Source organism: Holophagales bacterium (assembly GCA_016699405.1).
Taxonomy (GTDB): Bacteria; Acidobacteriota; Thermoanaerobaculia; order Multivoradales; family JAGPDF01; genus JAAYLR01.
In genome coordinates this window covers 2555298-2578579 of record CP064972.1, presented here as the reverse complement: position 1 = coordinate 2578579, position 23282 = coordinate 2555298, and the positions used below count along the sequence as shown (strand labels likewise).

The window sequence follows — 23282 nt, the reverse complement described above, 5'->3', positions numbered from 1 at the left end:
GATCGATTCGTGCGGTCAACGTGTTTCGAGCGCCGCGGCGGCGGCGAGAAGCTCTCCGATCGCCTCGGCCGGAGCCGGGCGGGCGAGCAGGAACCCCTGCATCCGGTCGCAGCCGCGCGAGACGAGGAACGCTCGCTGCTCCTCCGTCTCCACCCCTTCGGCGACCACCGTCAGCCCGAGGGCGTGCGCCAGGTCGATGACCGCGCTGGCGATCGCGGCGGTCTCGGAGGCGAGCGGCGTCTCGTCGAGGAACGAGCGGTCGAGCTTGACGGCGTCGACCGGCAGGCGCTGCAGGTAGGAGAGCGAGGAGTAGCCGGTGCCGAAATCGTCGATCGACAGGGTGACGCCGAGCGCACGCAGCTCGGCGAGCGCGGCGAACACCGCTTCGGCCCCCTGGATCGCATGGCTCTCGGTGATCTCGAGGTCGAGGAAACGCGGCTCGAGCCCGGCCTCCGCGAGCGCCCCGGCGATTACCTCGACGAGGTGCGGCTGCTGCAACTGGCGCGCCGAGAGGTTGACGCCGATCTTGAGGTCGCGCCATCCCGCGTCGTGCCAGCGCCGGAGCTGCGCGCAGGCCGTCGCCAGCACCCACGGTCCGATCGGCACGATCAACCCGGTGATCTCGGCAAGTGGCACGAACTCCGACGGCGGAACGCAACGGTCCGCTCGCTGCCAGCGCAGCAACGCCTCGACGCCGGTCACCCGGCCGCTGCCGCAGTCGAGGATCGGCTGGTAGTGCAGCAGCAGCTCCCCCTTGGAGAGCGCTCCGCGCAGGCTAGTCTCGAGCGAGAGCCGGTCGAGAGCGCTCACCGTCATCGCCGGCGAGTAGAGCTGCAAGCTGTCGCGCCCCTGTTCCTTGGCCCGGTACATCGCGCTGTCGGCGTGCTTGAGCAGCGCCTCGCCGTCCTCGCCGTCTTCCGGGTAGAGGCTGGCTCCGAGGCTCGCCGTCGCCCAGAGCTCTCGTCCGTCGACTTCGACCGGCAGTCGCACCGAATCGAGCAGTCGCTGGGCGATCGACCCCACGTCGTCGGTCCGTTCGAGCCCGGAGAGCACCAGCGCGAACTCGTCGCCGCCCAGCCGCGCCACCGTGTCGCCTTCGCGCACGGTCGCCGCCAGCCGCTCGCCGAGGACGCGCAGCACGCGGTCGCCGCCGCGGTGCCCCAGCGAGTCGTTGATCAGCTTGAAGTGGTCGAGGTCGAGGAAGAGCACCGCCACCCGCTGCTCGGCTCGCCGCGCCTGCGCCAGGGCCACGTCGAGGCGGTCCTCGAAGAGCAGGCGGTTCGGCAGCCCGGTGAGCGCGTCGTGGTAGGCCAGGCGGCGGATCTGCTCCTCGGCGCGCTTGCGCTCCAGCGCCACGGCGATCTGGCGCGACACGAAGGTGAGCACCTCGCGATCGGCGTCGCGGTAGCGATGACGGGCGTCGTAGGTCTGCACCGCCAGCACGCCGAGGACGCGCTGGCCGCTGGCGAGTGGCACGCCGAGCCAGTCGACCGAGTCGGCACCGACCTGTTCGACCTCCCCCTTCGCCACCAGGTCGGCGAAGACCTCGGGGCTGGCGAGCAACGGTCGTCCGGTGCGCAGGACGTACTCGGTCAGTCCGCGGCCGTACGGCTCCGGAGCCGGGGCCGGATCGTGGGCGTCGACCCAGTAGGGGAAGCTCAGGCGGCCGGCGAGCGGATCGTCGAGGGCGATGTAGAAGTTCCCGGCGAACATCAGCTCGCCGACGATGGCGTGCAGCTCGCCGCAGAGCTCCTCGACGTTGGCCGTGCGGCTCGCCACGTCGGAGATGCGGAAGAGCGCCGCCTGCAGCTGCTCGCTCCGCCGCCGCTCGCTGACGTCGTGGACGATCGAGTGCAGCAGCACGCGACCGCCCACCTCGACCGGCCCGGAGGTGACCTCGACGTCGCGCACCTCGCCCGAGGCGAGGCGATGGCGGAAGGCGAAGCGCGAACGCAGGCGGCGGACGGCGTCGGCCATCGCGGCGGCGATCTCCGCCGCCGGGGCGACGTTCAGGTCGCCGATCCGGTGCGCCGCCAGCGCGGCACGATCGTAGCCATAGAACTCGCAGGCCGCCGGATTGGCTTCGACGATCCGACCGTCGGCCGGGTCGACGAGCAGCTGCACCGCCGGGTTGCGTTCGAAGACCTGGCGGTAGAGATCGTCCGGGCGAGATCCGAAGCCGTCGGCGTTCATCGCCGCGCGCCGAGCTCCTGCAGCGGCATCACCTCGAGCCGTTTCTCCTGCAGCGCCGCGATCCCTTCCGCGGCGGCCATCGCCCCCGAGAGGGTGGTGATGCACGGCACGTCGTGCTTGAGCGCGGTCTGGCGGATCGCCGCGTCGTCGTCGTGCGACTCGCGCCCGAGCGGCGTGTTGACGACGAGCTGGATCTCGCCGTTGATCAGCGCGTCGACGACGTGCGGCCTCCCTTCGTGCACCTTGCGCACGCGCTCGACGGAGTGGCCGTGGCGGTCGAGAAAGTCGGCGGTGCCGGCGGTGGCGACGAGCCGGAAGCCGAGCCCGGCGAGCCGCCGCGCCACCGGCAGCACGCCGGCCTTGTCGCGGTCGTGCACCGAGAGGAACGCCGTTCCGGCAAGCGGCAGGCGGTTGCCGGCGCCGATCCAGGCCTTGGCGAAGGCGCTGCCGAAATCCGGCGCGATGCCCATCACCTCGCCGGTCGACTTCATCTCCGGTCCCAGCACCGGGTCGACACCCGGGAAGCGCCGGAACGGGAAGACCGGTGCCTTGACGAACTTGCCCGGCACCGCCGGCTCCTCGGTGAAGCCGATCTCGGCGAGGGTGCGCCCGGCCATCACCTGACAGGCGATGGCGACGAGCGGTTTGCCGACCGCCTTGGCGATGAACGGCACCGTGCGCGAGGCGCGCGGGTTGACCTCGAGCACGTAGAGCGGACCGCCCTCCTGCCAGGCGAACTGCACGTTCATCAGTCCCCGCACGCCCAGCCGCAGCGCCAGCCGTCGCGCCACGTCGCGCATCTCGTCGAGCAGCGCCGCGCTCGCCTTGTACGGCGGCAGGACCGCCGCCGAGTCGCCGGAGTGGATCCCCGCCTCCTCGATGTGCTGCAGGATGCCGCAGACCACCGCGCGCTCGCCGTCGGCCACCAGGTCGAGGTCGAACTCGAAGGCGTCGTCGAGGAACCGGTCGAGCAGGATCGGGTGGCCGCCCGCCACCTCCGCCGCCTGATCGACGTAGTGCAGCAGCGTCTCCTCGTCGTGGCAGATCGCCATGGCGCGTCCGCCGAGCACGTAGCTCGGCCGCACCAGCACCGGGAAGCCGATGCCGCGGGCGACGACCAGGGCCTCCTCGCGCGTCACCGCCGTGCCGTTCTCCGGCTGGCGGATCCCCTCCTCCTCGAGCAGCGCACCGAAGCGCCGCCGGTCCTCGGCGAGGTCGATGGCGTCGGGCGACGTCCCCCAGATCGGCACGCCGGCCGCGGCGAGCCCGCGGGCGAGCTTGAGCGGCGTCTGGCCGCCGAGCTGCAGGACGACACCCTCGGGCTTCTCGCGGGCGACGATCGCCATCACGTGCTCGTGGGTGAGCGGCTCGAAGTAGAGCCGGTCGGCGGTGTCGTAGTCGGTCGAGACGGTCTCCGGGTTGCAGTTGACCATGATCGTCTCGAAGCCGAGCTGGCGCAGCGCGAACGCCGCGTGGACGCAGCAGTAGTCGAACTCGATCCCCTGGCCGATGCGGTTCGGACCCGAGCCGAGGATCATCACCTTGCGGCGGTCGGTCGGCTCGATCTCGTCCTCGAGTCCCCAGGTCGAATAGAGATACGGCGTGCTCGCCGGGAACTCCGCCGCGCAGGTGTCGACCCGCTTGTAGACGCGGTGCAGGCCGCGCTTCTGTCGCTCCGCCGCCACCGCTTCGCGGCCGCAGGTCATCAGCAGGCCGAGTCGCGCATCGCCGAGGCCGGCCGCCTTGGCTTCGGTGAGCACCTCGTCGGGCAGGGTGGCGGCGGTCCAGCAGCGCACCTCCTCCTCGAGCTCGACGACGCGCTGCATCTCGCGCAGGAACCAGGGGTCGATCGAGGTCGCCGCGGCGATCTCGGCGACCGTCCAGCCCTGGCGCAGCGCCGAAATGACGGCGAAGAGCCGCTCCCAGCTCGGCGTCGCGAGCCGCTGGCGGAGCCGCACCGGATCGGACATCTTCTGCTCGCGCGAGGCGAGGGTGCCGTCGAGCTCGAGCGCGGCGAGCGCCTTGCGCAAGGCCTCGTGGAAGGTCGAGCCGATCGCCATCACCTCGCCGACCGACTTCATCGAAGTGCCGAGGGTCGTCGGCGTGTCGGGGAACTTCTCGAACGCCCAGCGAGGGATCTTGACCACCGTGTAGTCGAGCGTCGGCTCGAAGGCGGCGAACGACTTGCCGGTGATGTCGTTGGGGATCTCGTCGAGGGTGTAGCCGACGGCGAGCAGCGCGGCGATCTTGGCGATCGGGAAGCCGGTCGCCTTCGAGGCGAGGGCCGAGGAGCGCGAGACGCGCGGGTTCATCTCGATGATGACTCGCTCCCCCGTCTTCGGGTCGACGCCGAACTGGATGTTCGAGCCGCCGGTGGCGACGCCGACGCGGCGGATCACCCGGAAGGCGTCGTCGCGCATCGCCTGGTATTCGGGGTCGGAGAGCGTCTGCTGCGGCGCGCAGGTGATCGAGTCGCCGGTGTGCACGCCCATCGCGTCGACGTTCTCCACCGAGCAGACGACGATCGCGTTGTCGGCGGTGTCGCGCATCACCTCGAGCTCGAACTCCTTCCAGCCGAGGACCGACTCTTCGAGCAGCACGCGGTGCGACGGGCTGGCGGCGAGCGCCGAGGCGACGATCTCCTCGAGCTCGAGGCGGTTGTAGGCGACGCCGCCGCCCTCGCCGCCGAGGGTGAAGCTCGGGCGGATGATGATCGGGTAGCCCAACCGTGCGGCGATCTCGAGCGACTCCTCGAGGCTCCCGGCGTAGCCGCTCTTGAGGACGCGCAGACCGACCTCCTCCATCGCCTGCTTGAAGAGCTCGCGGTCCTCCCCCACCCGCAGGGCGTCGATCCCGGCGCCGAGGAGCTCGATGCCGTACTTCTCGAGCGCCCCGCGCTCGTGGAGCGCCACGGCCAGGTTGATGCCCGTCTGCCCCCCGACGGTCGGCAGAATGGCGTCCGGCCGCTCGCGCTCGAGGATGCGCTCGACGATCTCCGGGATCAGCGGCTCGACGTACGTCGCGTCGGCGAACTCCGGATCGGTCATGATCGTCGCCGGGTTGGAGTTGACCAGGACGACCCGGTACCCCTCCCGCTTCAGCACCCGGCAGGCCTGGGTACCGGAATAGTCGAACTCGCAGGCCTGACCGATGACGATCGGCCCGGAGCCCAGAACCAGAATCGAATGGATGTCGGTGCGCTTCGGCATGTCGGGGGGGAAGTCTAGCAGTCGGGATCGGCCCCGACTCGGTCCTCAGCCGGCGCGACGACGAGAGCCCACCGGCCCCGGACGTCCTCGCCGAAGGCCTTCTCTCGCCGCGATTTGCGCCAAAGTAGCGGCCCAGCCAGCGACCGGTCCGGACGGACCGCGGTGTCGATGCGGACGATTCGGGCCCCAGAGGTGATAGAACCGGAGGCCCCGACGAGAGGACTGCGCATGAGAAACCTGCTCAAGCTGGTCCTGATCGCGACGGCGCTGATTGCGCCGGCGGCTCGGGCCGAGGGATTCCTCTGGCGCACCGAGAGCATCCGCGCGACCGTCCAGCGCGACCCCATCACCCCGCGGCTCGGGCAGTTCCTCCGGCTCGAGCAGACGCTCGAACCCGGGGAGACCGGATGGGGCATGATGAAGATCGACCTGCCGGAGAACTGGTCGGTCAAGGAGATCACCGTCGCGGCCGGACGGGTCACGCTGAGGCTGGAAGACGGCAGCCGCTACGAGCTGACCGAGAAGAACTTCTCCGCACTCCAGTTCGAAATCCTCGACAGCGGCGCCAAGAGCGACTCCGCCCTCGACGAGCTCTGGCGGAAGCACGCGCGCGTCGAGAACTGAGAGCCGCTCGTCGCGGTGCCGTGTAGGCGCTGAGCAGGTGCTGAGCAGGTGCCAGGGACTTTCCCGGGCCCGCTCAGGTCCGGGCGAGGGCGGTGCTGCCGAGAAGGTGCCAACGACTTCCCCGAGAAAGTGGGAGGCAGGCAGCGGTTTCTCCGGTTCTCGCTAGCCGATAGCGCGGTCACCGCCGGCATCGATCCGCTCGGGCCGGCCCCAGGGCCGTAGGATGGACGGGCAGCGGCAAGCGGGGCGAGCAGAGAGGAGGCGGTGATGAAGGCCATCGTCTGTCGGGGTTACGGTCTTCCCGGAAGTCTCGCCGTCGAGGAGGTCGAGCGGCCGGTCGCCGGGGAGACGGAGGTCCTCCTGCGCGTCGAGGCCGCGGCCGTCAATGCGCTCGACTGGCATCTCCTGCGCGGCACGCCACGGAGCGCGCGACTCTTCCTCGGGCTTCGCCGGCCGCGCTACTCGCGGCCGGGGCGCGACGTCGCCGGCGTGGTCGAGGCGGTGGGGAGGAAGGTGACGCGACTCGCGCCCGGCGACCGCGTCTTCGGCACCTGCCGAGGGGCCTTCGCCGAGCTCGCACGCGCCGCCGAGAGCTCCCTCGTCGTGCTGCCCCCGAACACGACCTTCGAACAGGGCGCCGCCGTGCCGATCGCGGGCCTGACCGCGCTGCAGGGATTGCGCGACGCGGGACGCCTGCGACCGGGCCAAGCGGTCCTGGTGCACGGCGCCGGAGGCGGGGTCGGCACACTCGCCGTGCAGATTGCCAAGATCCTGCGGGCCGACGTCACCGCCGTCACCAGGACGGAGAACCTGGAGACCATGCGCGCCCTGGGCGCCGATCGGGTGATCGACTACACCCGCGAGGACTTCCTGGCGAGCGGGCAGCGCTACGACCTGATCCTCGACTGCTTCGAGAACCGTCCGCTCGCTGCGCTCCGCAGCGCGCTGAAAGCGGAAGGCCGGCACGTCGCCGCCGGGGGGCCGGTCACCTCGATCACCGCCATCGTGGTCGGCGGACTCGCCCGCCTCGTCCGGTCGTGGTCCGGGCGCCAGAAGTTCGTCTCGCTCCTCGCACGAGGGAATCCCACCGACCTCGGACTTCTGGGTGAGTGGCTGGCAGCCGGAATGCTCCACCCGATCATCGACCGCCGCCTCGGACTGGGAGAGGTCCCGCGAGCCATCTGCGATCTCGGCGCAGGCCGCGCCCGAGGAAAGATCGTCATCGTGCCCAGCCGGGAAGGTGTCGACGGCATTTCCTGAGTCGATCGACGGGGCGCCCTTCTCGCCAGCGAGCAGAGGCTCGCAAACCGGACAGAGAAGGTGCTAAGCAGGTGCCAGGGATCTTTCCGGTTCAAGACACTCCCGCGGTGGCATGGCTGCACCGTAGGCCCGCCGAAGAAGGTGCACGGAGCCTTCAGGGGAAGGTGCGGGCGAGGGCCCGCAGGAAGGGGCAAGGGATCCTCTCAGACCGCGTCGAGGTCCTCCCCAGCCGGGCATCCCCGGATTGACCGCGCGACCCAGTCGAGATTCGACGTCCCTTTCTCGGTAGCAGCCCGCTCCGCCGCCCGGCAGAATCGCCTCCTCGAAAGGAGGCACCTTGAGCAACTCGTTCCAGTTCCTCGCCCTGCCAGCCGAGAGGTTCGCCCCGCTCTTCGATCGGAGCGACGCCGAGCTGCGAGCGATCGGTGCCCAGCTCATGGTCGCCGACGCCAAGCCGGGATTCCCCTGCCGGGTGAGCCTTGCCGATGCCGAGATCGGCGACATCGTCCTTCTCCTGCACTTCACCCACCATGACGTCGCATCGCCCTACCGGTCCTCCGGGCCGATCTTCGTCCGGCGCCGCGCCGCGACGGCTCAGCCTGCGGTCGGCGAGATCCCGCCGCTGCTCGCGTCGCGGACGCTCTCGCTGCGCGCCTACGACGAGTCCGCCATGATGATCGGCGCCGAGGTCGTCGAGGGCGGCGATCTCGAGATGGCGATCCGCCGGCAGTTCGCCGATCCGCGGGCGAGCTATCTGCACGTCCACAACGCCCGACCGGGCTGCTTCAATTGCCGTGTGGAGCGGGCGTGAGCCGAGCTGCGGATCCTCCCCCGTTGGACCGCAGGAACGCCGTGCCAGGGGCCTCCTGAAACGATGCCGAAACGGTGCCAGGCACTTTTCCGCCTTTCCGGTGCCCGCGAAGGTGCGAGGCACCCGCCGAGCGCTCAGCCCCAGGGGAGTCCGTGGGTCACAGCACAGGTCGGGCCGTAACCGACGCGGACGCTGCGCGGGTCGGAGAGTCGCCGCTGGCAGAAGCAGCACTCGCCGGTCTCGCGCCCGTAGCGCGCCGCGACGTGGACCGGGTCACGGTCGAAAGCGCCGAGAAGCTCCAGGAGCCCTTCCAGGCTCCGGTCGCTGGGGCGGAAGCGGCCACTGTCGAGATCCAGCGTGCCGTAGCTCGCCCAGGTCTCGACGGGGTTCCCGTTCGAGAGGTTCACGTGAGGCGAGCTGCGGGTCCAGGAGAAGACGACCGGCTCGTTCCTTTCCGTGCGGAGCCGGATCCGGCGCTCGAAGGCGCGCCCGCGCGTGGCCGCATCGCGCAGCCGCTTCGCCAGCGCGCCGAACGAAGCACAGGCGTGAAGGTCTTCGCTGTCGACGGTCGCGCTCCTGCGACCGGCGGTGTCGCGCTCGACACCCTCCCGGATCTCGACCGGGAAGGTGCCGCCGCTCGCCGCCGGCAGCCAAGCGACCTCCTTGCCGCAGGTGCAGTCGCGAATCTGGTCCGTTCTGACCCGAGTCATCGCTCGACCCTCCCCATGTCATGAGGGAAGGCCCGGCGGGCGGGGGAACTCTCGGCCCGACCCGAACGCCGGGTACCCCCCATCTAGAAGACGAACGAGCCGTCGAATCCGGGCAGCCGGAGCCACGGCCTGCCCGCCTCACGCCCTGCCCACTCCAGCCAAGCCAAGGTGCCAGGCACTTGGCAGGTTGGTTGACGAGAGCGGGCGCACCCGATCTTTCACCGGTAGCTCACGGTTCGACAGGGCCTGACGCGTTCCGCGGCCCCTCCCTTGCCTGTCCCGGACTGGAGTATCCAAGAGCAGCCAGGGCACTTCGAGTAGACTCCCACCAGAGACTCCACTGGATTCGTCAGACCTCTTCTCGAGAGCCGCCGGAAAGGCGGATGACGGGGAGACTGCGAGCGGCCCACATGGATTCCGCCTCCTCGCGGCGGACCTGAGTGGGAGTTGCTTCGCTCGAGGTGTCGTGCGGTTGGTTTGCTCTCGGCGCACTTGGCTCGGGCCGCGCTTCCTGTGGTGCAAGGGCGAGCCCAGAGCGACCGTGGCAACCGTATGGGCGCTCGGCAGTGGACTCTCGCATCGGCGTTCACGGCATCGCGGCAACCTCGGTGCCGACCTCGGGGGGATTTGGACCATGGGACTTTTCGACAAGATCCAGGAAGCGGTCACCAACGTGGCGAACGCGGCGGTCACCACCGTGACGGCACCGGCGACGGCCATCGTCGAGGTCGCTACAGGCAAGCCAGTGAACGAAGCCGCTGAGACCGCCGCGAGCCATCTCGCCGCAGCTGCGGGAGACGTTGCCGCGGCATCCACGATTCCGGACCACGCCCTGGTCGACGCGGCCGCGGCCATTGGCGGCGAGACCGGCGGCAAGATCGCTCAGGCCGCAGTTGCGGGCCATGTGTTTACTGCGAATCTCGCCGCCGCAGTGCCCGCGATGGTCGCTGCGGAGGGTCAGGCGCCATCGGTGGTGGAGGTGGTGGCGACCCCACTGTCCGTCGTGCTCGCTGGGACTCTCGGCGCCGCTGCAGAGCAGCTCCGCGGAAACGCCGTGCCGATCCCCAAGCTGGTTCGTCTGGCGTTAAGTTCAATCTTCCCACCAGAGGTGCTCGACCGAGCTCGCTACACCATCGGCAGGGTCGGCATCACCCTGCCCGAGGCGATCAACGGTTTCCAGACCTTCATGGGCAATCACGAGCACGCGGTGACGGTGGACGAGATCATGGTCTTCTCCCAGGAGCCCGGCCAGTCCGAGAGCGCCGTCCGTTGGTGGGCGCACGAGCTTCAGCACGTCGCCCAGTATGGTCTGCTCGGCGTGGCGGGCTTCGCCTCCCGCTATGTCACCGATTACCAGAGCCTCGAGGGCGAGGCCGAGGCAAAGGCTGCCTCTCTCGTCCTCTGAGTCCCGCGAAGATGGTCTCGCGCTCCTCCGCACGCTCCGAGGCGGCAGGCGGACGAAGCGTGGCGAAGCGAACGCCTCCTGCCGCCAGAGGACCCTCGGACGTGTGACACGGAACCGACCTTGATCGAGCTCGAGAACCCCAATGACCAAGCCGAAGACCAGCTCATGGTGGACCACTCTTCCTGGCATTCTCACGGGCATCGCGGCGGTGCTGACCGCCCTGGTGGGCCTCTTCGCCGTCATCTCGCCCTCGGATGAGCCGGTGAGGGAGATCACCTGCAGCGAAAACGTACCGTGCGATGGGACTGTCCTGGCCTGCCAGGCATCCGGCGATAGGCCCGGCGAGGTGCCGGCAGGCAAATGGCTCTATGGGCCGAGCTCGCCGGAGTACATGAACAACGTGCAGGGTGTCGCCAGAACGGACGCGATCGAATGGGGCGGGTGGTCCAACTCCGAATGCGGGATCCACGGCGAGGGCTGGCACGCCAAGGTCGGAACCTGCGGGACCGGCACAGGAACCGGGTGGCAACGCTGCGCGAATGTCAGGGTGCGCCCGCCTGGCTGATCGTCGAGAGGTCCAGCGAGGAAAGCGGAACGGCGACGCGCTGGCGGACCTGGCGGCCCGGGCATCGCACCAGCGCTCTCCGGGCTCGATCTCGCCAGGGAGAGGATCGACCTCTTCCTGGCGTTCCGCTTTCGGCAATGGGGCTGGCGGGCCACGTCATCCTCTGACTTCCGATGCGTCGGGCTGTCGACTCGACCTTCGCACCGCGGCGAAGGGCCTCCCCACCGAGCGCCAGGCACCCACCCCCGACCACCGGAGTAGACTCCCAAGCGGTGCCGCCTCCCACCGGAGGGATCCCCCCCTTCGGAGCGACCGCTCGGGACGAATTCCCACGGGGAGGCAGGCCCTTCCTCCTGCGAGGCTTCACCTTGAACCCTCCCCGTTCGGCCGTCCTGGCCCTCGTTGCCCTGCTCGCATCCTCTTTTCCGGCCCTCGCCGACGGAGGCGCCGTCGCTCCCGCTTCGCTCAGCCGGGAGCAGGTGCAGATGCTGATTCGCGAGTCCGAGGAGCAGGTGGCGACGATCCTCGCCCGAGAGATCTATCTGCCGGGGCTCGCCGTGGCGCTCGTCAGCCGCGACGAGGTTCTGTGGACCCAGGCGTTCGGCTACCGCGATGCAACCGGGGGCAAACGGGTCGACGAAGACACTCTGTACGGTCTGCTGTCGCTGTCGAAAACCGTCACGGTGACGGGCCTCATGGCGGCGGTCGACGAGGGGCTTCTCGATCTCGACGTCCCGATCCGGACCTACCTCCCCGACTTCCACCTCAACTCGCGCTTCGCCGAAGACCCGATGGCCACCATCACGCTGCGGCATCTTCTCGGCATGACGTCGGGGCTCACGCACGATGCGCCGGTCGGCAACAACGCGGACCCGTCGACCCCGTCCTCCGAGGCGCACATCCAGAGCATCTCGCGCACCTGGTTGCGCTTTCGGACCGGCGAGCGCGCCGAGTACTCGAATCTCGGCATCGAGCTCGCCGCCACCATCCTCGAGAGAGTCACGCACCGGCCGTTTACCGACTACATCCAGAAGAAGGTGTTCGATCCCCTCGAGATGAGCCGCAGCACCTACGCGCTCGACCGGATCGAGCGCGACGAGAACCGGGCCGTCGGGCAAAACCGGAACTTCGAGCGCGTGCCGCTCGCCAACCCGATGCTCGCCCCGGGAGGTGCCTTCGCGAGCATCCGCGACATGGCGAAGTTCCTGCAGTTTCAGATCGACGACGGCAAGCTCCACGGCCGCTCGGTCATCCGCGAACCGATCCTCCGCCAGATGCGCACGATCCCGTTTCCGCTGAGAGACCAGGTGGCCGGATACGGCATGGGACTCTGGATCGGGTGGTTCCACCTCGGCGGGCAGGACGTGCGCTGGCTCGCGCACGGCGGAGGCGGCTTCGGCTATCGCTGCCAGATGAAGTGGCTGCCCGATCTCGGCTACGGCGTCGTCGTGCTGACCAACGCGCAGGATCACGACAACGTCAACGAAGGCCTCGCCGACGACATCCTGCTGAAGGTCGTCGAGCTCCTCACGGGCAAGAAGGATCTCGGCCCGGCCGACTGGCTCACCCGCCACACGCCCCCGCACACGGTCGACGCGTCGTATCTGCCGGTCGACCTCGCCGGCCGGTACAACGGGACGAGCGACGACATGCTGTTCCTGGTCAAGGACGGCAAGTTCGGGTACGCCTCGGGCACGACCTTCGTGCCGTTCACCCCGATCTCGCGCGACGAAGTCGCCTCGAAGCGATACCTCTATCGGTTCGTCCGCGATGCCGCCGGGAAGCCGGTCGCTGTCGTGCGGCCCTACGACGGCACGGTGTGGACCTTGGGAAGCCCCGCCGACGAGCCGAAGGGTCCCGCGAAGAGCGAGTGGACGGCCTTCCTCGGCAGCTACGTGCGGAAGCGCTTCGGGTTCGGCGAGCGGCTCTACAACGTCACGATGCGGAACGGCTGGCTCCACTTCCAGGGCGACGGCCAGGACTTCCGCCTCACCGAGCACACGCCCGGCCTGTTCTTCACGCCCGACGGCGAGGCGGTCGACCTCCGCGGTCCGGCATTCACCTTCAGGAACATCCGCCTCGACAAGGCCGGGAGCTGACCTTTTCGGTATCGTTCGCAACGCGTGGGCGCTGCCGAGCGGCAAGATGCTGCGACCACCGCTGCGTCGCTGCCTTCTCCGCTCTCGTTCACCAGTACGCGCCTCTGCCGCGGGCGGATGAAAGACGACTCGACCGCAAAGAAGATCGCGATGACGCACGTTGCCTTCCACGTCTTGCCCAACCTTCGTTCGATTTCCTGCGTACGATAGAGAGGCCGCGTCGCGGTTGGGGATGCTTGTCGTTCAGGAGAGAGAGAGTCGCATTGACGAAATCCACGATCGCTTCGTCGGCGGGGATGGCCGTGGTGGTCCTCCTCGCCCTCGTCGCGGGCTACCGCGCGCTCGAACACGGCGAAGCGCGCCTCGTCGCCGCGTCGCCCGGGAGCACGCCAGCGCTCGCTCCCGGAGCTTCGCCGGGCCCGGCGCCCGAGCTCGTCACGCCGGGTTGCCTCTATGGTCGGATCACCGCGAAAGACGGCACGACCTACGAGGGCCGGATGCGCTTCGCGGGGTCGCAGGAGGCGTTCTGGGACGACCTGTTCAACGGGGTCAAGCTCGACAACCCATGGGCCGTGCACGTCCCGGCCGAACGGCTGAAGGGTGAGCGCCAGCCGATCGCGGTGCTCGGGATCGAGATCGGCGAACGCCGTCATCCGTTGGAGCTCTCGCGCCCGTTCCAGGTGCGCTTCGGCGACCTCGCCCGGCTCGAGTCGGAAGGACGAGAGGTCCGCGCGACGCTCAAGAGCGGCACCGTCGTCGCCCTCGATCGGCTCGAGGCTGGCGACTTCGACGACGGCATCCGCGTCTGGGACCGTCGACGCGGCGTCGTGGATCTCGAGCCGCTCGCGATCCGCACCGTCGAGTTCCTTCCCACCCCACCGCTCGCCGAGGCTCCGACGCGGCTCCGCGGCACGGTGCACACGCGACAGGGAGAGCTCGGCGGTTTCGTCGCCTGGGACCGGGACGACGCGCTCGGCACGGACGAGCTCACGGGTCGCACCGCGGAGGGGAGAGTCGCCCTGCGGCTCGACACGATCCGCTCCATCGCTCGCACTTCGCGCGACGGCCTCGACGTGACGCTCCGCGACGGTCGCACGCTCGCCCTCCTCGGCCGCCGCGGAGACGGCCCCGGACACCGCGGCATCGCCGTCGGCGACCCGCGCCTCGGGCGCGCCGTGGTCTCGTGGGGCGCCTTCGAGCGGGTCGATTTCGCCGCCCCGCACACGGATCCCGGATCGGCCGATCCGGCGAGCGGCCCGGCCTACGGCGACTTCCCCACCGGTCAGCCGCTCACCGGCCGGCTGACCACGCGCGGCGGCCGGAGTCTCGCCGGCCGGCTGGTCTTCGACCTCGACGAGAGCGAGACGACCGACACCCTCGATGCCCCCGCACACGGCGTCGACTACAGCGTCCCCTTCGGCCTCGTCGTGGCGATCGAACCCGCGGCGAGGGTCGGCGTCGGCCCGCGGACGGCACGTCTCACCCTCCACGACGGCACGATCCTGGAGCTCGATCCCGCCGGCGACCTCGGCGATCGCAACGGCGGGATGCTCGTCTTCGTCGGCGGCAGCGGACGCGAAGACGCCGCCGACTACGTGCCGTGGAGCGATGTCGCCCGCCTCGACTTCTCCTCGATTCCGGCGGGCGAGACGCCGCACCCGGGACGGTAGACTCGTCGTCTCGAGCGGAGGCGCGACGGTCGTCGCGCTCTCGCCCGGCACGGCGGCGAGGCGGCTCGGCCGCATCGCGAGGAGGTGCGAGTGAGCGTGCAGCCCGACATTCAGGTGCTCCGCATCGTCCGCTGGCAGATCGTCTTCGCCGGCGCCTTCGCGCTCCTCTGCGGCGCCGCGCTGGCGCTCGTCGTCGGGCGCGAAAGCGGTGTCGTCGCGATGGCGGGTTGCGCGCTGCTGACGATCGGCGCACTCGCCGCCTTCGCGCACGCGATCACCACCCGAATCGCTCTCCGCCCCGAGGGGCTCGAGATCGTCCACAACTTCCGCCGGCGGCTCCTCCCGCGCGAGGCGATCGAAACGGTGCGCTGGGAACGGGGCAGCGGGGTCGCACTCAAGCTCGTCGGCGGCGACTGGGTGAAGCTCCCGGAGACCGGGCACGAGAACCAGCACCGCGCCGAGAAGATCCGCGCCTGGCTCAAGCGGCCGCAGGCGATCGGCGACGGCACGCGGCGACGCCATCGCGCCTGACCCTGGGGAGCGCCGGCCCCTTCCGGGCCTGATCTCGGGCACGACCCCGCCCGAGCGACCCACAGCGGACAAAGGGCGCAACTCCCGCTCGCCGACCGGCGTATTCGCAGGAGAGGGTCCACGGAGCCGTCCGTCGACGACACCTCTCTCGAAGGGCTCGCACGTCGGCAAGCGACACCCGCCCGCCGAGCGCCTATCGTGCCACGCGCGAACGACAACCCTTCGCGAGCGCAGCACCTCGTGGGGGTCATCCACTCCATCGAGCGTGAAGGAGATGCCATGCTCTCGTCATTCGACGAGGTTCCTTCCCGTCGCTCCATCGAACGCCGGCAGTTCCGTCGCCTCCCGCTGATCGTCGCCACGCTGCTCGTCCTGGCGTCCGGTCGCTCGGCGCGGGCGGTCGCCTACCTCGGGCAGACGCCTCCCGGCGAGATTCCGCGCGTGTTCGCTCCCGGCGTCGTCTCGCGAGGGAACGTCCACGGCCGGCTGGTGATCTCGCCGGACTCGCGCGAGATCTTCTGGACGACCTTCGATCCGGCGACGTTCACGACGCAGATCCTCGCCGTGCGGTCCGCCGGCGAGGCCTGGTCGAAGCCGGAGGCTCCCGCCTTCGCACGCAACGGCAAGTCCCAGGGGCCGGTGTTCTCGCGCGACGGCACGAAGCTCTACTTCTGGGTCGACCGCGGCGAGAGCTGGGAAGCACGGGTCGTCGAGCGCACCGCCGAGGGATGGAGCGAGCCGCAGAGCGCCCGCGTCGCTCCACGGAGCAGCGCCTCGTTCACCCGCTCCGGCGACGTCTTCTACTCGGCCGAGATGGCGTCGAAGGTCTGGGGCTCCGGCATCTTCACCGCGCAGGACGCAGCCGAAGGCCCGATGCACGCTCGACCGCTCGGTCCGCGGATCAACATCGAGCACGGCATCGACTACACGCCGTACGTCTCCCCCGACGGCTCGTTCCTGCTCTTCACGTCCAACCGCCCGGCGGTGGGCGACAAGGAGGAGATGCACCTCCAGGTCAGCTTCCGAGACCGCGAGGGCGAGTGGTCGACGCCGGTGCGGGTCACCGAGATCGAGGCGAGATTCCCCTCCCTGTCGCCCGACGGCAAGCTGCTGTTCTTCTGTGGTGACGACGGCAACATCTACTGGGTAGCCGCCTCGATCCTCGAAGGCCTGCGGCCAGCCTCCCAGGCCTCCCCACCCACCTCGACCCCCGCACCGTAGTCCTCTCCGCCAGGTGCCAGGGACTTGGCAAGTCCTTGATTGACAACACTTGAACTCGTGCCGGCGGGCAACCGCGAAGGTGCCAGGCACTTTTCAACAGCAGGTTGGACCATCGTCCCGGCCATTCCGCGACCGAGGGTGCCGGTGGCAAGATCCCCCCCGGCGACGGAGGGGGTCCGATGCAGAACCTGCTGGCCGGCAAGCGAGCGCTCATCACCCAGGCGGGCGAGTTCATGGGGCCCGCGCTCCGGGAGGTCTTCGCCGAGCAGGGGGCCGAGGTCGTGGCGAGCCACGAGCCGCTGGCCGACCCGGAAGCGGCCGAACGGGTGGTGAGCGAGGCCGGCCCGATCGACATCCTGGTCGCCAACCTGGCACGGACGGCCCCGTCGACCCCGGCCCTCGAGGTCTCCGAGGAGGAGTGGCGCACGGTCTTCGCCGCACTCGTCGACCCGCTGCCGCGACTGGTGCGCGCCGCCGCGCCGCAGATGATCGCCCAGGGCGCGGGAAAGATCCTGGTGATGGGGAGCGCCTCGGCGCTGCGCGGCATGAAGCGCGCGTCCACCTACAGCGCGGCACGCGGCGCCCAGCTCGCCTACGTCCAGGCTGTCGGCGTCGAGCTCGCGCCGCAGCGGGTGCAGGTCAACGCGATCGCTCAGAACTTCGTCGACAATCCGACCTACTTCCCGCCCGATGTCCAGGCAGATCCGCGATTCCAGGAGCGCCTCGCCCGCGAGGTTCCGCTCGGCCGCCTGGTCGCAGCGCGCGAGGACGCCCTGTTCGCCGCCTACCTCTGCAGCGGCGCCGCCGGCTGCTTCGTCGGACAGGTCTTCCCGGTCTGCGGCGGCTGGGTCGGGCGCTGAGGAACGGCCGCGCCGCTTCGCGCTCCCCGCCCCGAAGCCTGTCCTCCGACCGGAGCGCTTTTCGCAGCTCGACATGGGCGCTCCTCTCTCCTCCGGGAAGACGACGCCCCGGACGCCGCAGCCCGTGCCCGGCAGGGGTCTCCCACCGGACGATTCCGCCGCCCCTTCCCGACTCGAACGGGCGGCGGGAAAGGATCTCTCGCATGCCACGCACCTCGCCTCGACTGCCGTTCCGACTGAGCGGCAAATGGTCCCATCGCCTGATGAGCCTCCAGGCGCTCTACCACGCGACCCTCTTCGTCGCCCTTCGCCGCCTCGCCCGCGGTCCACGCCTCCCCAACTGGAGCTGGAGCTTCGAGACAGCGATCCGCTTCCTGCAACTGCAGACCGCCCGGGCCTTCGACATGGCCGACCCGGCCGAGGGGCGCGCCTACGAGAGCTCGCTGGTCTTCCACTCGCCAGCGGTCGCCAAGGTCGAGATCGAGCCGGTCGCCGCGCCGGTGAGCGGCCACTGGTTCCGGCCCCGGGCGAGCGCAAGCGGAAGCTCGCGCGACCTCACCGTCCTCTACCTGCACGGCGGCGGCTACGCCTACTACGCCGAGGCGCATGCCAATCTCATCGCGCTCGTCACCCTGGCGACCGGCGCGAGGACGTTCGCCCCCGACTACCGGCTCATCCCGGAGCATCCGTTCCCCGCGCAGCTCGACGATGCCCGCGCCGCCTACGCCTGGCTCCTCGCTCGAGGGGTGCGGCCTGAGCGGCTGGTGGTCATCGGCGACTCGGCTGGCGGCAATCTGACGCTAGCGCTCCTGCTCGCCCTGCGCGACGCCGGGGAGCCGTTGCCGGCTCTCGGCGTCGGCATCGCACCGTGGACGGACGTCGGCAACTCCGGCGCCAGCATGCGGGACAACGAGGCCTACGACTGGGTCGAGAAGCGGATGGCCGACCGCTGGGCCGAGTGGCTCTGCCGCGATGCCGACCCGCGCGACCCGCTCGTTTCACCGATCCACGCCGATCTGCAGGGACTGCCGCCGATCTACCTGCAGGCCGGCGACGCCGAGATCCTCTACGACATGATCCGCGCCTTCGCCGAGCAGGCCCGGGCCCGCGGACACGACACGACGCTCGACGTCTGGCCGGGAATGAACCACGACTTCCAGGCCTTCGGCGACGCCATCCCCGAGAGTCGGGAGGCGTTGGCCCGCCTCGGCGAGGTCGTCGCCCGACACGTGCCGTGATGGCATCGAACCGACGCGGGGCGCGGGCACGGTCGGGCGCATCCGCACCGGCGACGTGACATCCGCTACGATCTCGGCGTGCGTCGCCTTCGCGCCCTACTCCGCCTGCTGCTCTTCCTGCTCGCCGCGTTCCTCGCGGTCTCCGCCCTTCCCGGCGGCATCATGCTGCTCGCCGGGATCTACACCCCGCCGGTCGAGCAGCTCCGCGGTTCGATCTTCTCGAGCTTCCTTCTCCCGGGACTGGCGCTGCTGTTCGTCGGCGCCGGCGCGCTGCTCGCCGCCGCGCTCGTCCTGCGCGGCAACCGCTTCGCCCGTCCGGCAGGTGCCCTGGCCGGCGCCGCCGTGATGAGCTTCGAGTTCGTCGAGGTCCTCACCATCGGATCGCCCGCGGGTCCGGCCTTCGTCATGCAGACGATCTACTTCGCGGTCGGTCTCGCGCTCGTGGCGCTCGCGGCGTTCGATGCGATCGCCGGGACGCTCGCCGGCGTCGCCGAATCGCCGTCCCCCCCGAAAGCCCGAGACGCCGGCTGAACGACGAGCGGGGGACGCACGGCTCGTGGCCGTCGTCTTGCGAGGCGAGCCCACGCCGCCTAGACTGCCCACGAAACACCATGCGCCCGGCAGCGGTACGGCCGGTCCTGCCGCGACCTCGCGACCGTCGTGGCTCGAGAACGGACCGCTTCGCGACCGGACACCAGGAGCCTGGATGTCGATTCGAAATCGCGCGCTCAAGGCGCTCTCGCTCGTCACGCTGTTCGGCGCTGCCGGCGCTCGCGGCCAGGCTACCGCCGAGGTCCCGATGTGGGCCTATCCGAGCCCTCCGCCGGGCTTCCAGCACCCCGCCGACGACGGCGTCGCACGCCGCGTGCCGGGAAGCCAGGTCACCTACACGCTGACGCAGTTGCGTGATCCGTTCTTCGCCCCCGACTGGCATCCGCAGGAGCACCCGCCGATGCCCGACGCGGTTCGCCAGGGGCGCCGGCCGGACCAGCTCGCCTGCGGCTACTGCCACCGCGCCACCGGCACCGGCGGGCCGGAGAACGCCAGTGTCGCCGGGCTGCCGCGCACTTACATCCTGCGTCAGTTGCGCGACTATCAGAGCGGCGCCCGCCGCACCGCGGTGCCCGGTCGCGCGCCGACGGCCCTGATGATCTCGACCGTCAAGGCGGCGAGCGACGCGGATCTCGAGGCGGCTGCGGGCTACTTCTCGAAGCTCAAGCTGGCCGCCCGGATCCGCGTCAAGGAAGGGTCCGCCGCACCGAAGCTGACGCTCTCCAACTGGCTGTTTGCCGCAGCCCCCGGCGGTGGCACCGAGCCGCTCGGCCGGCGCATCGTCGAGGTGCCCGAGAACCTCGAACAGTTCGAGGCCCGCGATCCGCACGCCCGCTTCGTCGCCTACGTCCCGCGCGGCAGCGTGGCGCGCGGCGAGCAGCTCGTGAAGACCGGCGGAGGCAAGACGCTCGCCTGCGCCGGATGCCACGAGGCGAACCTCCGGGGGACCGCGGAGATCCCGCCGATCGCCGGTCGCTCACCGACCTACATGGTGCGCCAGCTCGTCGAGCTCCAGCGCGGCGTCCGGCGCGGGGTCGACGCCGACCAGATGGAACCGGTCGTCTCGGGCCTGACGCTCGACGACATGATCGACCTCGCCGCCTACCTGGCGACGCAGGCGCCGTAGCGAGGCGAACGGGCCGTCCACGGCGGCAGGCCGACACACCTCGAGGGCGACCGGTTCGCCGCGCTTCGCCCCACCCGAGCCATCCGACTTCACGGAGCCAGCGCTTGAACTTCACCGAATCCCAGGACCGTGCCACCGGCGAGCTGGTCGAGCTCGTCGCGAGCTGTCTCGGCGCCGAGCGGGCGATTCACCCCGAGACGGCGATCGCCAGCACCGCCCGCCTCGCCGGGAGCCTGCTGTTGCGTTCCTTCGGCCTGCCGCTCGGCAAGCTCGAGCCCGGGTCGGTCGTGCTCTCCGACGCGGCGAACGAGAAGGGGCCGATGCTGGTCGAGATCCTGGCGGCCTACCTGGCCGGTGCCGAGGTCCCGATCCAGCGCGACCAGCTCGGTGGCGAGCCCGCCCGTCGCGGCGCCCAGCCGCATCTTTCGACCGTGCAGTCGCTGGCGCAACTCCAGGACGAAGCGATGGCGATCGCCGAGCGCCATGGCCTGACCCTCGAGCAGCTCGCGCAATCGGCGGCGCTCGCCACCGCCTTCCTGGTTCGAGAGTGCGCGCCGCGGATCGGCGCCGAGACCGGCTTCAACATCGCGACCTACGGCTTCGTCGAAGGCAGCAAGACGGTGCCTCCGCGGAGCTCGCGCCCCGGCAGCGGCCCGGTGCCGGCGGCAGCGCGGCCGTGGTACAAGTTCTGGTGAGCGAGGGCACACCATGTCCGACGAACCCGAGACCGCCGCCGTCGATTCGAGCCTGCAGTCGAGCGTACTGATCCCGCCGGGAGAACGGCCGCTGAGCGAGGCGATCGCCGAGGTGCTGCGTCTGCCGGTCGAAGAGCGGGTCCCGGTCTTCGGCGCGCGGATGCGCGAGATCGAGGCCTGGGTCGCGACGCACCACCCGGAGCACCCGTGGACCTGCACCTTCCACCGCGGCGTCGACGGCTCGCACGTCTTCCGCGGTGGCGTCGGACATTCGCTGGTCATCGACCCCGACGGCCGGCTCTGGCGCGCGCTGAGTCACGAGGACTTCCTCACCACCTGGGACATCACGCCGACGAGCTGCACCATCGCCACGCTCGAACCGCTCTACGCTCAGATGCGCGAGTACCGGCCGCGCGACGGATCGGCTGCGCCGTGATCGAGGTCGAGCTCGGCAGCGATGCCGATACCGAATGGGCGGCACGGTTGATGGCCGGCTCCGAGCCCTGGATCTCGCTCGGACGAGGCCTCGAGGCCTGCCGGGCGGCCTGCCGACGGCCCGACCATCAGCTGTTCGTCGCGCGCGCTGAGGGTGAAGCGCTCGGCTTCGTGCTCGCCCACCCCAAGGGCCTCGCGGGATCGCCCTACATCGCCGCCGTCGCCGTGACCGCTGCAGCTCGCGGCCAGGGGGTCGGCGCGCACCTGCTCGCCCACGTCACGGCGCACTTCCGCCCCCAGGCGCGGCATCTCTTCCTCTTCGTCTCGTCGTTCAACTCCCGCGCGCAGCGCTTCTACGAGCGCCACGGTTGGCAGGCGGTGGGCGAGGTGCCGGGGCTCCTCGTCGACGGAGCCTCCGAGATCCTGATGCACCAGAGGCTTCGCCCGTGACGACGACGCCTGCGACGGTCCCGCGGACGCTGTGGGGCGACCTCACCCGCGTGGTCAGCGACCCGCGCCTCCGGGCGGTCACACTGCTCTCGTTCGCTTCGGGCTTGCCGCTCGGGCTGATCTGGTACGCGATCCCGGCGTGGATGACTCGCGCCGGCATCGATATCAAGGTCGTCGGTCTCTTCACCCTGGCGCAGGCTCCCTGGTCGTTCAAGCTGCTCTGGTCGCCGACGATGGACCGCTACCCGCTTCCCTGGCTCGGCCGCAAACGAGGCTGGATGGCTGCCGGGCAGATCGGGCTGCTCGTTCTCGGTCTGCTGCTCGCCGGCGCCGCGCGTCATCCCGAGGCGGTGTGGGTGATCGGAGCGCTGGCCTTCGCCATCGCCTTCGCCTCGGCCACCCACGACATCGCCTACGACGCCTACACGGTCGAGGTGCTCGAGCGCGACGAGCTGGGCATCGCCACCGGCTGGCGTACCGCGCTCTACCGCCTGGCGATGCTGGTCTCCGGCGGCGCGGCGATCACCCTGGCCGCAGAGACCTCGTGGGTCGTCGTCAACGTCGCCCTGGCCCTCGTCTACTTGCCGTTCCTCGTTCTCACGGCCCGGGCACCGGAGCCGGCGAATCTGCCGCCGCCGCCGCGCACGCTCCGGGAGGCGGTGTGGGGGCCGTTCGTCGGCTTCCTCGGCCAGCATCGCGCGCTCGAGATCCTCGGGTTCGTGGTGCTCTACAAGCTCGGCGACAACCTCACCCAGGCGCTCACCCGGCCGTTCCTCATCCAGCTTGGCTTCAACGACGTCGACGTCGGCATCGGTGCCGGCACGATCGCGGCGGCGGCGATCGTCGCCGGGACGTTTCTCGGCGGCTGGTGCACCGATCGCATCGGACTCGGGCGAGCGCTCTGGATCTTCGGCTTCTTCCAGATGTTCTCCAACCTCGGCTACGCGCTGCTCGCCCAGGTCGGACCGAGCCGCCCGGTGATGTGTGCCGCGATCGCCTTCGAGCTCGGATCCTCGGGTCTCGGTCAGGGCGCCTTCGGCGTCCTGCTGCTGCGCCTCACGCAGAAGCGCTTTTCGGCGACGCAGTACGCCCTGCTCTCGAGCCTCTTCACGCTCCCGCGCATCCTCTCCGGACCGGTGGCCGGCGTGCTCGCCGACGCCATGGGCTGGCGCGACTTCTTCATCCTGACGGTGGTCTTCGGCGTCCCCGGAATGGCGATGCTGACGCGCTTCGTGCCGTGGGGTGTGCGCGAGGTCGAGTTCGAAGTGCTGGCACCGCGCCGCGGCCCGGCGCTGTCGCGCCGGGCCTTGGTCACCTGGGCCACGCTCGGTGGCGCCGTCACGCTCGCCGTCGGTGTCGGCGGTCGCGCGGCGGTCGGCGGCCTGCGGGCGCTGCGCGCCGGCCACGGCTTCGACTGCCTGCCGACGCTCGCCGGCCTGGCCTCGCCGGCCTCGGTCGGCGACTGGCTCACGCTGGCCGGACTGCTGGTGCTCGCCGCCCTCGGCGCCCTCGCCACCGCCGCGACGCTGGTCGCCCGCCGCGGCCTGGCTGCGGGCGATCCGCCGGCGACGGCCTGAGACGCCCAGTCCGCGCACCGCTCCCTCGCGGTGCCAGGCACTTTCCAGAGG

General features: G+C 70.4%; 20 protein-coding genes. 17 read left to right on the top strand and 3 right to left on the bottom strand.

Translation table 11 applies throughout. From position 1 onward, the window contains the following. Positions 1–15: 15 nt before the first annotated feature. Positions 16–2193 carry an EAL domain-containing protein gene (locus IPJ17_10725; protein QQR76014.1) on the bottom strand — a complete coding sequence of 726 codons (2178 nt, stop codon included), beginning with the start codon at positions 2191–2193 and terminating at the stop codon, positions 16–18. Next, the gene (gene carB / locus IPJ17_10720) at positions 2190–5402 is read right to left on the bottom strand and encodes a carbamoyl-phosphate synthase large subunit (GenBank protein ID QQR76013.1); all 3213 of its coding nucleotides are present in this window, start codon (positions 5400–5402) and stop codon (positions 2190–2192) included. The genes IPJ17_10725 and carB overlap by 4 nt, the downstream gene beginning before the upstream one ends. A gap of 228 nt (positions 5403–5630) precedes the next feature. Between carB and IPJ17_10715 the strand changes: the two genes are divergently transcribed. The 3 genes from IPJ17_10715 (at position 5631) to IPJ17_10705 (ending at position 8097) form a co-directional block, all read left to right on the top strand. Continuing rightward, the gene (locus IPJ17_10715; GenBank protein ID QQR76012.1) at positions 5631–6026 is read left to right on the top strand and encodes a hypothetical protein; all 396 of its coding nucleotides are present in this window, start codon (positions 5631–5633) and stop codon (positions 6024–6026) included. A gap of 267 nt (positions 6027–6293) precedes the next feature. After that, positions 6294–7286, top strand: coding sequence for an NAD(P)-dependent alcohol dehydrogenase (locus IPJ17_10710; GenBank protein ID QQR76011.1), 993 nt, complete (start codon positions 6294–6296; stop codon positions 7284–7286). 337 nt (positions 7287–7623) lie between these two features. After that, positions 7624–8097: a DUF1203 domain-containing protein gene (locus IPJ17_10705; GenBank protein QQR76010.1), complete on the top strand. Its 474-nt coding sequence runs from the start codon at positions 7624–7626 to the stop codon at positions 8095–8097. A 134-nt stretch (positions 8098–8231) separates the two neighbouring features. Here IPJ17_10705 and IPJ17_10700 read toward each other — a convergent pair whose 3' ends face one another. Next, positions 8232–8807 carry a hypothetical protein gene (locus IPJ17_10700; GenBank protein ID QQR76009.1) on the bottom strand — a complete coding sequence of 192 codons (576 nt, stop codon included), beginning with the start codon at positions 8805–8807 and terminating at the stop codon, positions 8232–8234. A 634-nt stretch (positions 8808–9441) separates the two neighbouring features. On the opposite strand from IPJ17_10700, the gene IPJ17_10695 reads away from it, so the two are divergent. The 14 genes from IPJ17_10695 to IPJ17_10630 all read left to right on the top strand — a co-directional run bounded on the left by IPJ17_10695 (position 9442) and on the right by IPJ17_10630 (position 23231). Further along, complete coding sequence (locus IPJ17_10695; protein ID QQR76008.1) at positions 9442–10212, top strand: DUF4157 domain-containing protein; 771 nt, start codon at positions 9442–9444, stop codon at positions 10210–10212. A gap of 142 nt (positions 10213–10354) precedes the next feature. Next, positions 10355–10777 (top strand): hypothetical protein, encoded by a 423-nt coding sequence (locus IPJ17_10690; protein ID QQR76007.1) that lies wholly within the window; start codon positions 10355–10357, stop codon positions 10775–10777. 368 nt (positions 10778–11145) lie between these two features. After that, positions 11146–12876: a beta-lactamase family protein gene (locus tag IPJ17_10685; protein QQR76006.1), complete on the top strand. Its 1731-nt coding sequence runs from the start codon at positions 11146–11148 to the stop codon at positions 12874–12876. Between the two features lie 263 nt (positions 12877–13139). Continuing rightward, the gene (locus IPJ17_10680; protein QQR76005.1) at positions 13140–14546 is read left to right on the top strand and encodes a hypothetical protein; all 1407 of its coding nucleotides are present in this window, start codon (positions 13140–13142) and stop codon (positions 14544–14546) included. Positions 14547–14636: 90 nt separating this feature from the next. Next, positions 14637–15077, top strand: coding sequence for a hypothetical protein (locus IPJ17_10675; GenBank protein QQR76004.1), 441 nt, complete (start codon positions 14637–14639; stop codon positions 15075–15077). A 279-nt stretch (positions 15078–15356) separates the two neighbouring features. Further along, positions 15357–16298: a PD40 domain-containing protein gene (locus IPJ17_10670; protein ID QQR76003.1), complete on the top strand. Its 942-nt coding sequence runs from the start codon at positions 15357–15359 to the stop codon at positions 16296–16298. A 179-nt stretch (positions 16299–16477) separates the two neighbouring features. Beyond that, positions 16478–17158 carry an SDR family oxidoreductase gene (locus tag IPJ17_10665; GenBank protein ID QQR76002.1) on the top strand — a complete coding sequence of 227 codons (681 nt, stop codon included), beginning with the start codon at positions 16478–16480 and terminating at the stop codon, positions 17156–17158. 203 nt (positions 17159–17361) lie between these two features. Further along, positions 17362–18396: an alpha/beta hydrolase gene (locus IPJ17_10660; GenBank protein QQR76001.1), complete on the top strand. Its 1035-nt coding sequence runs from the start codon at positions 17362–17364 to the stop codon at positions 18394–18396. 78 nt (positions 18397–18474) lie between these two features. After that, on the top strand, positions 18475–18927 hold the full coding sequence (locus IPJ17_10655; protein QQR76000.1) for a hypothetical protein: 453 nt from the start codon (positions 18475–18477) through the stop codon (positions 18925–18927). A gap of 175 nt (positions 18928–19102) precedes the next feature. Next, the gene (locus IPJ17_10650) at positions 19103–20074 is read left to right on the top strand and encodes a c-type cytochrome (protein QQR75999.1); all 972 of its coding nucleotides are present in this window, start codon (positions 19103–19105) and stop codon (positions 20072–20074) included. Between the two features lie 104 nt (positions 20075–20178). Next, entirely contained in the window at positions 20179–20769 is a 591-nt protein-coding gene (locus IPJ17_10645; protein ID QQR75998.1) for a hypothetical protein, read from the top strand. Between the two features lie 13 nt (positions 20770–20782). Continuing rightward, a complete protein-coding gene (locus tag IPJ17_10640; GenBank protein ID QQR75997.1) occupies positions 20783–21205 on the top strand; it encodes a hypothetical protein in 423 nt (140 codons plus the stop codon). Beyond that, the gene (locus IPJ17_10635) at positions 21202–21654 is read left to right on the top strand and encodes a GNAT family N-acetyltransferase (protein QQR75996.1); all 453 of its coding nucleotides are present in this window, start codon (positions 21202–21204) and stop codon (positions 21652–21654) included. Before IPJ17_10640 ends, IPJ17_10635 begins: the two co-directional genes overlap by 4 nt. Further along, on the top strand, positions 21651–23231 hold the full coding sequence (locus IPJ17_10630) for an MFS transporter (protein ID QQR75995.1): 1581 nt from the start codon (positions 21651–21653) through the stop codon (positions 23229–23231). The genes IPJ17_10635 and IPJ17_10630 overlap by 4 nt, the downstream gene beginning before the upstream one ends. The last annotated feature ends 51 nt before the right edge of the window (positions 23232–23282 follow it).

What these genes read in the sequence shown, in the direction of transcription:
- IPJ17_10665 (QQR76002.1), top strand. Translation starts at nt 16,478, where the DNA reads ATGCAGAACCTGCTGGCCGGCAAGCGAGCGCTCATCACCCAGGCGGGC.
- IPJ17_10695 (QQR76008.1), top strand. Translation starts at nt 9,442, where the DNA reads ATGGGACTTTTCGACAAGATCCAGGAAGCGGTCACCAACGTGGCGAAC.
- IPJ17_10690 (QQR76007.1), top strand. Translation starts at nt 10,355, where the DNA reads ATGACCAAGCCGAAGACCAGCTCATGGTGGACCACTCTTCCTGGCATT.
- IPJ17_10660 (QQR76001.1), top strand. Translation starts at nt 17,362, where the DNA reads ATGCCACGCACCTCGCCTCGACTGCCGTTCCGACTGAGCGGCAAATGG.
- carB (QQR76013.1), bottom strand. Translation starts at nt 5,402, where the DNA reads ATGCCGAAGCGCACCGACATCCATTCGATTCTGGTTCTGGGCTCCGGG.
- IPJ17_10670 (QQR76003.1), top strand. Translation starts at nt 15,357, where the DNA reads ATGCTCTCGTCATTCGACGAGGTTCCTTCCCGTCGCTCCATCGAACGC.
- IPJ17_10650 (QQR75999.1), top strand. Translation starts at nt 19,103, where the DNA reads ATGTCGATTCGAAATCGCGCGCTCAAGGCGCTCTCGCTCGTCACGCTG.
- IPJ17_10640 (QQR75997.1), top strand. Translation starts at nt 20,783, where the DNA reads ATGTCCGACGAACCCGAGACCGCCGCCGTCGATTCGAGCCTGCAGTCG.
- IPJ17_10700 (QQR76009.1), bottom strand. Translation starts at nt 8,807, where the DNA reads ATGACTCGGGTCAGAACGGACCAGATTCGCGACTGCACCTGCGGCAAG.
- IPJ17_10710 (QQR76011.1), top strand. Translation starts at nt 6,294, where the DNA reads ATGAAGGCCATCGTCTGTCGGGGTTACGGTCTTCCCGGAAGTCTCGCC.
- IPJ17_10715 (QQR76012.1), top strand. Translation starts at nt 5,631, where the DNA reads ATGAGAAACCTGCTCAAGCTGGTCCTGATCGCGACGGCGCTGATTGCG.
- IPJ17_10725 (QQR76014.1), bottom strand. Translation starts at nt 2,193, where the DNA reads ATGAACGCCGACGGCTTCGGATCTCGCCCGGACGATCTCTACCGCCAG.